The sequence below is a fragment of the Actinomadura sp. NPDC047616 genome (assembly GCF_040642915.1).
GTDB lineage: Bacteria > Actinomycetota > Actinomycetes > Streptosporangiales > Streptosporangiaceae > Spirillospora > Spirillospora miaoliensis.
Window position 1 is genome coordinate 79613 of the sequence record NZ_JBEYTB010000022.1, and the last position, 12861, is coordinate 92473.

The 12861-nt window shown below is 71.4% G+C and carries 12 protein-coding genes; 10 read left to right on the forward strand and 2 right to left on the reverse strand.

What is annotated here, in order from left to right:
- Positions 1-89 precede the first annotated feature (89 nt).
- The 10 genes from ABZ801_RS37115 (at position 90) to rfbD (ending at position 10722) form a co-directional block, all read left to right on the forward strand.
- Positions 90-1070, forward strand: a complete 981-nt coding sequence (locus ABZ801_RS37115) for a ribose-phosphate diphosphokinase (protein WP_344954931.1) — start codon at positions 90-92, stop codon at positions 1068-1070.
- Between the two features lie 238 nt (positions 1071-1308).
- Positions 1309-1929 (forward strand): 50S ribosomal protein L25/general stress protein Ctc, encoded by a 621-nt coding sequence (locus ABZ801_RS37120; protein WP_344954933.1) that lies wholly within the window; start codon positions 1309-1311, stop codon positions 1927-1929.
- Positions 1930-2055: 126 nt separating this feature from the next.
- A complete protein-coding gene (pth, locus tag ABZ801_RS37125; RefSeq protein ID WP_360707463.1) occupies positions 2056-2631 on the forward strand; it encodes an aminoacyl-tRNA hydrolase in 576 nt (191 codons plus the stop codon).
- A 248-nt stretch (positions 2632-2879) separates the two neighbouring features.
- A complete protein-coding gene (locus ABZ801_RS37130; protein ID WP_344954938.1) occupies positions 2880-4358 on the forward strand; it encodes a sugar transferase in 1479 nt (492 codons plus the stop codon).
- 158 nt (positions 4359-4516) lie between these two features.
- Entirely contained in the window at positions 4517-5335 is an 819-nt protein-coding gene (locus ABZ801_RS37135) for a 3'(2'),5'-bisphosphate nucleotidase CysQ (RefSeq protein WP_360707467.1), read from the forward strand.
- A 91-nt stretch (positions 5336-5426) separates the two neighbouring features.
- On the forward strand, positions 5427-6341 hold the full coding sequence (cysD, locus tag ABZ801_RS37140; RefSeq protein WP_344954941.1) for a sulfate adenylyltransferase subunit CysD: 915 nt from the start codon (positions 5427-5429) through the stop codon (positions 6339-6341).
- A gap of 47 nt (positions 6342-6388) precedes the next feature.
- Positions 6389-7651, forward strand: a complete 1263-nt coding sequence (locus ABZ801_RS37145; RefSeq protein WP_360707565.1) for a GTP-binding protein — start codon at positions 6389-6391, stop codon at positions 7649-7651.
- Between the two features lie 175 nt (positions 7652-7826).
- Complete coding sequence (locus ABZ801_RS37150) at positions 7827-8894, forward strand: glucose-1-phosphate thymidylyltransferase (protein ID WP_360707471.1); 1068 nt, start codon at positions 7827-7829, stop codon at positions 8892-8894.
- Positions 8891-9880, forward strand: coding sequence for a dTDP-glucose 4,6-dehydratase (gene rfbB / locus ABZ801_RS37155; RefSeq protein ID WP_360707473.1), 990 nt, complete (start codon positions 8891-8893; stop codon positions 9878-9880). The genes ABZ801_RS37150 and rfbB overlap by 4 nt, the downstream gene beginning before the upstream one ends.
- Positions 9877-10722, forward strand: a complete 846-nt coding sequence (gene rfbD / locus ABZ801_RS37160) for a dTDP-4-dehydrorhamnose reductase (protein WP_360707476.1) — start codon at positions 9877-9879, stop codon at positions 10720-10722. Before rfbB ends, rfbD begins: the two co-directional genes overlap by 4 nt.
- A gap of 52 nt (positions 10723-10774) precedes the next feature.
- Here the strand turns inward: rfbD and rfbC are convergent, their stop codons facing one another.
- Positions 10775-11374: a dTDP-4-dehydrorhamnose 3,5-epimerase gene (rfbC, locus tag ABZ801_RS37165; protein WP_360707479.1), complete on the reverse strand. Its 600-nt coding sequence runs from the start codon at positions 11372-11374 to the stop codon at positions 10775-10777.
- 22 nt (positions 11375-11396) lie between these two features.
- Positions 11397-12752, reverse strand: coding sequence for an O-antigen ligase family protein (locus ABZ801_RS37170; protein WP_360707482.1), 1356 nt, complete (start codon positions 12750-12752; stop codon positions 11397-11399).
- Positions 12753-12861: the final 109 nt, after the last annotated feature.

Sequence of the window (12861 nt, forward strand, 5' to 3'; positions counted from 1 at the left end):
CGAAACCGCCGAACCCGGTTCTTTCGGCGTGCGGGGGAGTGGGGACAACACCCACGTAAGAACAATCCATTGAGGGGGAGTTGTCAGAGGTGAGTGGGATCATGGCGAGCGGCCAGAAGAAGCTGATGCTCTTCAGCGGCCGAGCCCACCCGGACCTGGCCAAGGAAGTAGCCGACAACCTCCACGTCGAGCTCACGCCGACCTCGGCGTACGACTTCGCCAACGGTGAGACGTTCGTGCGCTTCCTGGAGTCGGTCCGTGGCTCGGACGCCTTCGTGATCCAGAGTCACACGGCTCCCATCAATCAGTGGATCATGGAGCAGCTGATCATGGTGGACGCGCTGAAGCGGGCGTCCGCCAAGCGGATCACCGTGGTGGCCCCGTTCTTCGGCTACGCCCGCCAGGACAAGAAGCACCGCGGCCGCGAGCCGATCTCGGCCCGGCTGATGGCCGACCTGTTCAAGACCGCCGGCGCGCACCGTCTGATCACCGTCGACCTGCACACCGCGCAGATCCAGGGCTTCTTCGACGGGCCCGTCGACCATCTGTTCGCGCTGGACCTGCTGGCCTCGCACTTCGAGAAGCGGCTGGACCTGTCGCAGGTCACCGTGGTCGCGCCGGACGCGGGCCGGGTGCGGGTGACCGAGCGGTGGAGCGACCGGCTGGGCGGCGTGCCGATGGCGATCATCCACAAGAAGCGCGACCCGGACGTGGCCAACGAGGTCAAGGTGTTCGACGTGGTCGGCGAGGTGGAGGGCCGCACCTGCGTGGTGGTGGACGACATGATCGACACCGGCGGCACCATCGTGAAGGCGGCCGACGCGCTGTTCGACCACGGCGCCACCCGCGTCGTCGTGGCCGCCACGCACGGCGTGCTGTCGGGTCCGGCGGTGGACCGGTTGAAGAACTCGCGCATCTCCGAGGTCGTGCTGACCAACACGCTGCCGATCCCGGAGGAGAAGCAGTTCGACAAGCTGACCGTGCTGTCCATCGCCCCGCTGGTGGCCCGCGCCATCAATGAGGTGTTCAGCGACGGCTCGGTGACCAGCCTCTTCGGCGGCCACAGCTGACCGGCGGCCCGGGAACGGGCGCCCTCTGGGCGCTCGGGCGGTCGCGCATCGGCTAAACTCGGGGAACCTGCGTAAGCCCCGGGTCGTTCAGTGCGGCTCCGCGTCGGACACCCGCTCCCCGGGGTACGCAAAGAGTCTTCGAGGCGCCCGACGCATCGAGCAACCGCCTGATCGCTTTGTCCGTAGCGGACGTCCGTGACCGGACGGCCGTGGATCGCAAGAACGAGGAGTTTTCGCCGTGTCCGAGGTACGCATCGCCGCCGAGCCGCGCACCGAGTTCGGTAAGGGGGCCGCACGGCGCGCCCGCCGGGCCGGCAGGGTGCCCGCCGTCCTCTACGGCCACGGCACCGCCCCGCAGCACATCTCGCTGCCCGGGCACGAGCTGATGCTCGCGCTCAAGACCCCCAACGTGCTGCTGCGCGTCGAGGGCCTCAACGGCGGCAGCGAGCTGGCCCTGCCCAAGGACGTTCAGCGGGACCCGATCAAGGGTTTCCTGGAGCACGTCGACCTGCTGCTGGTCACGCGCGGTGAGAAGGTCACCGTCGAGATCCCGGTGAACGTCGTCGGCGACGTCGTGGCCGGCGGCCGGGTCGCGCAGGAGGTCGTGCAGCTGTCCGTGGAGGCCGAGGCCACGCACATCCCCGAGGCCGTGGACGTCGACGTCACCGGCCTGGAGGTGGACACGCAGGTCCTGGCCAAGGACCTCAAGCTGCCGTCCGGGGCGTCGCTGGCCACCGACGAGGAGACGCTGATCCTGCAGATCAGCGACGCCTCCGCGTCCACCGCCCCGGCCGCGGAGGCCGCGGCCGAGGAGGGCGCCGAGGCGGAGGCCGCGCCCGCCGCCGAGTCGGCCGAGTAGTTCCCGCCGAGCGCGCGTCGCCGCGCGCGGCACGTTACTGTCGACGGCCCCCGCCGGTGCGCACCGGCGGGGGCCGTCGAGTGTGTCGGACGATCATGTCGGACAACGCGCTGGGGAGGTGCGGTGGTGAGCGCCGAGCCGTGGCTCGTGGTCGGTCTGGGCAATCCCGGGCCGTCGTACGCGGGCAACCGGCACAACGCCGGGTTCATGGTGCTGGACGTGCTGGCCGGGCGGGTCGGCGGTCGGTTCAAGGCGCACCGGGGACGCGCCGAGGTGGTCGAGGGACGCCTGGCGGGCGAGCGCGTCGTGCTCGCCAAGCCCCGCAGTTACATGAACGAATCGGGCGGCCCGGTGAAGGGGCTGCGCGACTTCTTCAAGGTACCGGTCGAACGCGTCGTTATCGTGCACGACGAGTTGGACATCCCTTACGGTGCGATACGGCTCAAGCAGGGCGGCGGTGACAATGGCCACAACGGGCTGCGTTCGATCACCAAGTCGCTCGGCGACAGGAATTACCTGCGGATCCGCTTCGGTGTGGGACGTCCGCCCGGCCGCATGGATCCGGCCGCGTACGTCCTCAAGGATTTCTCGGCCGCCGAGCGCAGGGAGCTGGACCTGCACGTGGAACGCGCCGCCGACGCGGTCGAGGCGCTGCTCACCGACGGGCTCGGCGCGGCCCAGAACGTTTTCCACGCGTCCTGATCATCGCGGCCCGTCCGGGGGATGGCACTCGGAAAGGTGACCTATTTCGGCCCCCGCGGTGAGCCGATCCTTTAGCTTGGGTAACAAAACCGCGGCTGACCGCCCGTTTTGGGAGTCGCCCGGGGTGAAGCGTCCGTAAGATGCGGCCATCTGGGGTTCGCACACATGTGAACCTCAAAGGCCGTTCAGCCGTCTCCGAGGTGGACCTCGTCTTACGGGGCGCATGTGGCAGGGGTGGTGAGACGTCTATGGCCGTCGTTGACAGGGTCCAGGTGGCGGACGCGTCCGCGAAGGACGGGCCGCGGCAGGGGCATTCCGTCAACTGGACGGGCTCGTACCGTCGGCGTGCGCTCACCCTGGACTTCCTCAGCATGCTCGTCGCGGGCGCGATCGCGTTCGTGCTGCGCTTTCCGGGCATGCCGGGCGAGTTCACGATCCCGTACGTCGCGCTGACCGTGGCCCTGCCGCTGGCGTGGCTGCCGATCCTGGCGCTGTGCCGCGCCTACCAGCCCCGCTACATCGGCGTCGGCTACGAGGAGTTCCACCGTGTGCTGCGCGCGGGGTTCATCCTCACCGCCACCGTGGCGATCGTCGCCTACGCCACCAAGACCGAGGTGGCCCGCGGCTACGTGGTGATGGCGCTGCCGCTGGGCACCTTCCTCGGCCTGGTCGCGCGGTACCGGCTGCGCAAGTGGCTGCACCGGCGGCGCTGGGAGGGCGAGTGCATGCGGCGCGTGGTCGCCGTGGGGCACCGCACGTCCGTCGCCGACCTGATCCGCCTGCTGCGGCAGAAGCGCTACCACGGCATGGACATCGTCGCGGTGTGCCTGCCGCCCGCGCTGGTCGAGGGCGAGGACGCGGTCACCGAGGTCGAGGGCGTCCCCGTGCTGGGCGACTTCCGGCAGGCCGCGACCGTCGTGGACCGGGTGGGCGCCGACTCGGTGGCGGTGCTGGCCTGCCCGGAGATGGACGGGGTGGCGCTGCGCCGCCTGGCCTGGCAGATCGAACGCGACGACGTCGAACTGGTCGTGGCGCCCGCGCTGATGGACGTCACCGGGCCGCGCATCTCCATCCGCCCGGTGTCGGGGCTGCCGCTGCTGCACGTGGAGCATCCCGAGCTGGACGGCGGCCGCCAGGTCGTCAAGGACCTGTTCGACCGGGTGGGGGCGCTGGCCGCGCTGGTGGCGCTCAGCCCGCTGCTGCTGACCGTCGCGCTGCTGATCAAGCTCACCAGCAAGGGGCCGGTGCTGTTCCGGCAGACCCGGGTGGGCCGCGACGGGCGCGAGTTCACCGTGCTGAAGTTCCGCACGATGGTGGTCGACGCCGAGGCCCGCAAGACCGAGCTGCTGGTGCACAACGAGCACGACGGGGTGCTGTTCAAGATCAGGCAGGATCCGCGGATCACCCCGGTCGGCCGCCGGCTGCGCCGCTACTCGCTGGACGAGCTGCCGCAGCTGTTCAACGTGCTGCGCGGTGACATGTCGCTGGTCGGGCCGCGTCCGCCGCTGCCGGAGGAGGTCGCCCGCTACGGCGGCGACGTCTACCGGCGGCTGGCCGTCAAGCCGGGCCTGACCGGGCTGTGGCAGGTGAGCGGACGCTCGGACCTGACCTGGGAGGAATCGGTCCGGCTCGACCTGCGTTACGTCGACAACTGGTCGCTCGCCCTCGATCTGCTGATCCTGTGGAAGACCTGGTCGGCGGTGGTCCGCGGCTCCGGCGCGTACTAGCGGGCGGGGAGGGCCGCATCCTGCTCGGTGGGTTGCGCTCACCTTCGCCGGGCCCGCGAGCTGCGTCTCCCAGGGGGCGACCCCGGGGGCAGGGCGTGGAGGCGGGGTAGGCGACAATGGAGACCCAACCGATCAGCCGAGCCGGAAATGGGCGAGTGATGACGCAGAGCCCGCGGGATGACCACGCGCTGGCGGCCGGGCTGGCCCGGGACGCCGGGCGCCTGCTGCTGGAGGTGCGCGAGGAGGTCGGATTCGCCGACGTCGACGCCCTGAAGAAGGCGGGTGACCTGCGCTCTCACGAGTTCCTGGCGGCCGCGCTGGCCGAGCGCCGCCCCGGCGACGCCGTTCTGTCGGAGGAGGGCAAGGACGACCCGGCCCGGCTGGACGCCGACCGGGTGTGGATCGTCGACCCGCTCGACGGCACCCGCGAGTTCGGCGAGGAGGGCCGCACCGACTGGGCCGTCCACGTGGCGCTGTGGCAGTCGGGCGAGCTCGTCGCGGGAGCGGTCGCGCTGCCCGCGCGGGGCGTGACGCTCCGCACGGCGCCCGACGGCGCGCTCGTCAGCCCGTGGGACGGCACGCCGGACCGTCCGCTGCGCACCCCCGAGCCCGACCCCGGGCGCCTGCGCGTCACGGTCAGCCGCAGCCGTCCGCCGAAGTTCCTGGACGCGCTGATCGAGCGCGTCGAGCCCGAGGTCGAGCTGGTGCCCATCGGCTCGGCCGGGGCGAAGATCGCCGCGGTGCTGCTCGGCGAGGTCGACGTCTACGTCCACGCGGGCGGGCAGTACGAGTGGGACTCGGCCGCGCCGGTCGCCGTGGCGGTGGCCGCGGGCGCCCACGTGTCCCGCGTCGACGGCACCCCGCCCCGCTACAACCAGAAGGACCCCCGGCTGCCGGATATCCTTGTCTGTCACCCCGTGTCGGCATCGATGCTGCTGACCGGCATCCGGGACGTGGGCGCGGCCCTGCCGGGCTGAGCCGGCCGGATCGGCCGCCCCCGACCCGCGGGGACGGCGTCATCCCGGCCACCGGTGCATCTGCCAGAGAGCGTGGAGAGAACCCCAGACCATGCAGCGCTGCGATTACCTGCTGTCACAGCTGGACGTCCTTGAGGCGGAGTCGATTCACATCATCCGAGAGGTGGCGGCCGAGTTCGAACGGCCGGTGCTGCTGTTCTCGGGCGGCAAGGACAGCATCGTGATGCTGCACCTTGCGTCCAAGGCCTTCTGGCCGGCGCCGATCCCGTTCCCGGTGATGCACGTCGACACCGGCCACAACTTCCCCGAGGTGCTGGACTTCCGCGACCGGCGGGTGGCCGAACTGGGGGTGCGGCTGGTCGTCGCGTCCGTCCAGGAGTCGATCGACAAGGGCCGGGTGGTGGAGGAGACCGGCCGGTGGGCCTCCCGCAACCGGCTGCAGACCACCACCCTGCTGGACGCCATCGAGGAGCACCGCTTCGACGCGGCGTTCGGCGGCGCCCGCCGCGACGAGGAGAAGGCGCGCGCCAAGGAGCGGGTGGTGTCGTTCCGCGACGAGTTCGGCCAGTGGGACCCCAAGAACCAGCGGCCCGAGCTGTGGAACCTGTACAACACGCGGATCCGGCAGGGCGAGCACGTGCGGGTGTTCCCGCTGTCGAACTGGACCGAGCTGGACGTGTGGGACTACATCCGCCGCGAGGGCCTGGAGATCCCGTCCATCTACTTCGCGCACAACCGGCGCGTGTTCGAACGCGACGGGCTGCTGCTGGACGACAACCCGTACGCCAACCGGGACGACGACGAGCCGGTGTTCGAGGCGATGGTGCGGTACCGCACGGTGGGCGACATGTCCTGCACGGGTGCGGTCAAGTCGGCCGCGACCACGCTGGACGAGGTGATCGAGGAGATCGCCGCGACGAGGATCACCGAGCGGGGGCAGACCCGCGCCGACGACCGCTCCAGCGAGGCCGCCATGGAGGACCGCAAGAAGGAGGGCTACTTCTGATGGCCGCCACCGACACCGCCCAGGACAGCGCGCCCCAGGGCAAGACGATGGACATGCTGCGGTTCGCCACCGCCGGTTCCGTGGACGACGGCAAGTCCACGCTCATCGGGCGGCTGCTGTACGACTCCAAGTCGATCTTCGAGGACCAGCTGGAGGCGGTGGAGCGCACCAGCGCCGACCGCGGCGAGGAGCACACCAACCTGGCCCTGCTGACCGACGGGCTGCGCGCCGAGCGCGAGCAGGGCATCACCATCGACGTGGCGTACCGCTACTTCGCCACCCCGCGCCGCAAGTTCATCATCGCCGACACTCCGGGCCACATCCAGTACACCCGCAACATGGTGACCGGGGCGTCCACCGCCGACCTGGCGATCATCCTGGTGGACGCGCGCAAGGGCATCCTGGAGCAGTCGCGCCGGCACGCGTTCCTGGCCACGCTGCTGAAGGTGCCGCACCTGGTGGTGGCGGTCAACAAGATGGACCTGGTCGGCTACGACCGGGCGGTGTTCGAGTCGATCGTGGACGAGTTCACCGCGTTCGCCGCCAAGCTGTCGGTCGGCGACCTGACGTTCATCCCGATCTCGGCGCTGCACGGCGACAACGTGGTGCAGCGGTCGGTGAACATGCCGTGGTACGAGGGCACGTCGCTGCTGCACCACCTGGAGCACGTGCACATCGCCTCCGACCGCAACCTGATCGACGTGCGGTTCCCGGTGCAGTACGTGATCCGCCCGCACGCCAGCACCGACCCGGCGCTGCACGACTACCGCGGCTACGCGGGGCAGGTCGCGGGCGGCGTGCTCAAGCCGGGCGACGAGGTGGTGCACCTGCCGTCCGGGCTCACCACGACCATCACCCACATCGACGGGCCGAACGGGCCGGTGACCGAGGCGTTCGCGCCGATGTCGGTGACGCTGCGGCTGGCCGACGACATCGACATCTCCCGCGGCGACATGATCGCCCGCCCGAACAACCGGCCGCAGGTCGCCCAGGACCTGGAGGCGATGGTGTGCTGGATGACCCCCGACCGGCAGCTCGCGCCCCGCACCAAGCTGCTGATCAAGCACACCACCCGCACCGCCAAGGCGCTGGTGAAGGACCTGCACTACCGGCTGGACGTCAACACGCTGCACCGCGACGAGCAGGCCGGCGCGCTCGGGCTGAACGAGATCGGCCGGGTCAGCCTGCGCGTCACCCAGCCGCTGTTCATCGACGAGTACGCGCGCAACCGGCTGACCGGCGGGTTCGTGCTGATCGACGAGGCCACCAACAACACCGTCGCGGCAGGCATGATCACCGGCGCGTCCTGACGCGCGTCCGCGTGCGCCCCGGCCGTTCCGATGTCGGACGGCCGGGGCCGCCGCATGTCAGATCCCGGTAATGTCGATGTCAGATTCACGTCACCGACGTCGCTGACGTCCCTGGCCGCGCTGGAGCCGCAGTGAAACCCTCCCTCCCCCCGTCCCCGGCCGCCCGGACCGCCCGGTGAAGGCGCTCGTCCTGGCGGGCGGATCCGGCTCGCGACTGCGGCCGATCACCCACAGCTTCGCCAAGCAGCTGGTTCCGGTGGCCAACAAGCCGGTGCTGTTCTACGGCCTGGAGGCCATCCGGGACGCCGGGATCCGCGAGGTCGGCGTGGTGGTCGGCGACACCGAGGCCGAGATCAGGGAGGCGGTCGGCGACGGGTCGCGGTTCGGCGTGCGGGTGACCTACCTGCGGCAGGACGCCCCGCGCGGGCTGGCGCACGCGGTGCTGATCGCCCGGGACTTCCTCGGCGACGACGACTTCGTCATGTACCTCGGCGACAACTTCATCGTCGGCGGCATCAACGACCTGGTGGACCGGTTCCGCCGGGAGCGCCCGCACGCCCAGATCATGCTCGCCAAGGTGTCCGACCCGCGCGCGTTCGGCGTCGCCGAGCTCGACGCGGACGGCCGGGTGGTGGGGCTGGAGGAGAAGCCCGAACGTCCCAAGAGCGACCTGGCCCTGGTCGGGGTGTACCTGTTCGGCCCGGCGGTGCACGAGGCCGTGGCGCGGCTCAAGCCGTCCCGGCGCGGCGAGCTGGAGATCACCGACACCATCCAGTGGCTGATCGACCAGGGGCACCGGGTGGAGTCCACGATGGTGTCCGGCTACTGGAAGGACACCGGCAACGTCACCGACATGCTGGAGGTCAACCGGCTGGTGCTGGAGGGCCTGGAGCCGTCGGTGGCCGGGGAGGTGGACTCCGCCAGCGAGCTGATCGGCCGCGTGGTGGTCGAGGAGGGCGCGCGCGTCACCGGCTCGCGCGTCGTCGGCCCCGCCATCATCGGTCCCGGCGCGGTCATCCGCGACTCCTACGTCGGCCCGTTCACCTCCATCGACAGCGACTGCGCGGTCATCGACAGCGAGATCGAGTACTCCATCGTGCTGCGCGGCGCGTCCATTGACGGGGTGGGACGCATCGAGGTCTCGCTCATCGGAAGGCAGGCACGGGTGACGCCCGCTCCCCCCGTGCCGAGGGCACACCGTCTCGTCCTGGGAGACCACAGCAAAGTGCAGATCAGTAAATGAGGGCCCGGCGGATACTGGTCACCGGCGGGGCCGGGTTCATCGGTTCGCACTACGTTCGCGAGCTGGTGTCGGGCGGCTATCCCGCGTGGGCGGGCGCCGAGGTGACGGTGCTGGACAAGCTCACCTACGCGGGCAACCTGGCCAACCTCGAACCGGTCGAGGGGCGCTTCACGTTCGTGCACGGCGACATCTGCGACGCCGCCCTGCTCGCCGAGGTGGTGCCGGGGCACGACGTGGTGCTCAACTTCGCCGCCGAGTCGCACGTCGACCGGTCCATCGCCAGCGCGGGCGAGTTCGTGCGCACCAACGTGCTGGGCGTGCAGACCCTCATGCAGGCGTGCCTGGACGCGGGCGTCCCGCGCGTGGTGCAGGTGTCGACCGACGAGGTGTACGGCAGCATCGAGGACGGCTCCTGGGACGAGGACGCGCCGCTGGCGCCCAACTCCCCGTACTCGGCGGCCAAGGCGGGCGGCGACATGATCGCCCGGGCGTACGCGCGCACCCACGGCCTGCCGGTCAGCATCACCCGCTGCGGCAACAACTACGGGCCGTACCAGTACCCCGAGAAGGTCATCCCGCTGTTCGTCACCAACCTGATGGACGGCCGCACCGTCCCGCTGTACGGCGACGGCGGCAACGTGCGCGACTGGATCCACGTGGCCGACCACTGCCGCGGCATCCAGACGGTCGCCGAACACGGCGAGCCCGGCGAGGTGTACCACATCGCGGGCACCGCCGAGCTGACCAACCTGGAGCTCACCCGGCGGCTGCTCGACGCGCTGGGCGCCGACTGGAGCCGCGTGGAGCGCGTCCCCGACCGCAAGGGCCACGACCGCCGCTACTCGCTGTCGGACGCCAAGCTGCGCCGTCTCGGCTACGCGCCCCGGGTCTCGTTCGAGGACGGCATCGCCGAGACCGTCCGCTGGTACGCCGACAACCGGGCGTGGTGGGAGCCGCTGAAGAAGCGCGCGGAGGACGCCGGGTGAGCTGGCTCGTCATCGGCGCCGGCGGCATGCTCGGCACCGACCTGGTGCACCGCCTGCGCGCGCACGGCCACGAGGTCGCCGCCCTGACCCGCGCCGACCTCGACGTGTGCTCGCCGGACGCCGTCCGGCGGGCCCTGCGCGGCCACCGCCCGGCCACGGTGGTCAACTGCGCCGCCTGGACGGCCGTGGACGACGCCGAGACGCACGAGGACGCCGCGCTGGCCGTCAACGGCACCGCCGTGGGCGCCCTGGCCGCCGCGTGCGCGGACGCCGACGCCACGCTCGTGCAGATCTCCACCGACTACGTCTTCGACGGCCGGGGCGACCGCCCGTACCCCGAGGACGCCCCGCCGGCGCCCGTCAGCGCCTACGGCCGCACCAAGCTCGTGGGCGAGCGGGCCGTCCTCGACACCGGACGCGGCTACGTGGTGCGCACGGCGTGGCTGTACGGGGCGCACGGGCCCAGCTTCGTCCGCACCATGACGCGCCTGGCCGCCGAACGCGACACCGTCCAGGTGGTCGACGACCAGCACGGCCAGCCGACCTGGACGGGCGACCTGGCCGAACAGATCATCGCGCTGGCGTCGTCGGACGCGCCGCCGGGCGTCTACCACGGCACCAACGCGGGGCAGACCACCTGGTACGGCCTGGCCCGCGAGGTGTTCACCCTGCTCGGGCTCGACCCGGACCGCGTCCAGCCGACCACGACCGACAGGTTCCCGCGTCCCGCGCCGCGTCCCGCCTACAGCGTTCTCGGCCACGCCCGCTGGGCGGAGGCGGGCCTGTCGCCCATGCGTCACTGGCGCGAGGCCCTGCACGCCGCCTGGCCCGAACTGCGCTGACCGCGGCCGGGGTGCCGCCCCGGCCGCGTGCCCGGGTCGGGGGCGGCGCCCGTCAGACCGGCAGGCCGAGCTCGGCGTAGTACTCCAGGCATTCCCGGTAGTCGGGCAGCAGGCCGGTCTTCTGCGCGTCGGTCAGGCTCGGCGCGGCCGCGTCCTTGGCCGACAGGACCGGCTCGATGTCCTGCGGCCAGGCGATGCCGAGGTCGGGGTCCAGCGGGTGCACGCCGTGCTCGCGCTCGGGCGCGTACGGCTGGGAGCACAGGTAGATGACGGTGGCGTCGTCGGTGAGCGCCATGAACGCGTGCCCGAGCCCCTCGGCGACGTAGAGGCACCGGCGGGACCGGTCGTCCAGCCGGACGGCCTCCCAGCGGCCGAAGTCGGGGGAGCCGACGCGCAGGTCCACCACCACGTCCAGGATGGCGCCGCGCAGGCAGGTGATGTACTTGGCCTGCCCGGGCGGGACGTCGGCGAAGTGCACGCCGCGCAGCGCGCCCTTGGCGGAGATCGAGCAGTTGGCCTGGGCGAGGTTCAGCTCGTGACCGACCTGCGCGCGCAGCTCGTCCGCCCGGAACCACTCGTGGAAGGACCCCCGGTGGTCGCCGTGTACGTTCGGGGTGAACGAGAACGCGCCTTTGATGCCGAGTGGTTCCACACGCGCAAGAATGCCACATCCATCAGGATGCGACCGTCGCGCGCTCGGGTTCGGCCGCCACGGCCGGGGCGGCGTCCGCCGTCGGGGAGGCGGCGTCCACCGCAGGCGGCGGGGCGTCCAGGACCCGGGACTGCCGGCGCAGCGTCTCCGTCCACGCCACCATGATCAGCAGCCAGATCCCCGAGACGTTGGCGGGGGTGGCCAGGCCCTCGGTGGTCATGCTGTCGACGACGAAGAATCCCAGCAGGCCCAGCAGCAGCCCCGCGTCGGGCCGCAGCGGACGGTGCCGGCACAGCAGCAGCAGCACGAAGCAGAGGGCCACCAGCAGCGCGGCGAATATCGCGGCGCCGACCGCGCCGTTGTCGACCAGCGCGTTGATGAACGCGTTGTGGCCGCCGCCCAGCCCGATGTCGTCCAGGAACAGCCCCCGGGAGGCGCCCAGCCCGCGCCCGAACACCGGCTCCTCGGCGTAGGCGCGCATCGCCAGCTCCCACAGGTCGGTGCGCGAGTTCAGGGACAGCAGCTTGTCGGCGGTCTCGCCGCGCGCCACGAACGCCATGATGGCGTCGGAGAACGCCAGCGCCGCCAGCACCGCCACGGCGGCGCCGAGCACGATGACGTCGGCCCGGCCGTGCGGCCCGCGCGCGGTGGCCAGCAGGACGACGAGCCCGGCCGCGCAGCCCAGCGCCGCGCCCCGCGTGCCGGTGGCCACCAGCGCCCCGGACAGCACCGCCAGGGCCCCCATGTAGACCACGGGATGCCAGAGCCGGTGCTCGGGGTGCTCGCGGCGCACCAGGTAGCTGATGACCAGCAGCACCGCCACGGCCAGGTACACGCCCGCGATGACGGGGTGCACGAACAGCCAGTTGAAGCGTTCCTGGGTGCGCGAGGTGCGCGGGAACGGATGCACCACGCCGATGGCGACCGACACCAGCACGATCGCGATGAAGGCGTGCGCCAGCCGGTGCAGGTCCCGCGGCTGCGCCCGCGTCGCGACCGTGTAGATCACCGTCATGGTGATGAGCAGCTGCGCACCGCGCACCACGCCGAGCTGCGGGTACGGCGACCACAGCGCCGTCAGCGCCACATAGACGGCGAACGCCCACGCGGCCAGCAGCAGCCCGGTGGGCCGCCGCGCCGGCGGCCGCAGCCGGAACCGGTGGTGCAGGTACAGCGCCGCGCATCCGTACATCGCGATCTCGACCAGCACGGTCAGGTCGGCGCTGCCGCTGACCGCCTGGTCGACCTCGCGGCTGCGCAGCTTGTAGTCGCTGGACAGCATCAGCGCGAGCGGCAGCACGACGACCCACCAGCCCGCGCTGGGCACGACAGTCCGCTGCTGCCGACGCGGCAGAACGGACACCTTGGCAAGCTTCAACGGCCGCTCCCGAAAACGAATCGTCCTCAGAATAAGACCGCCCACCCCCTGTCCCGGTGTACCGCCGCATATCCACCCTCGCCCCCGGACGACCGTGACCGGCTACACG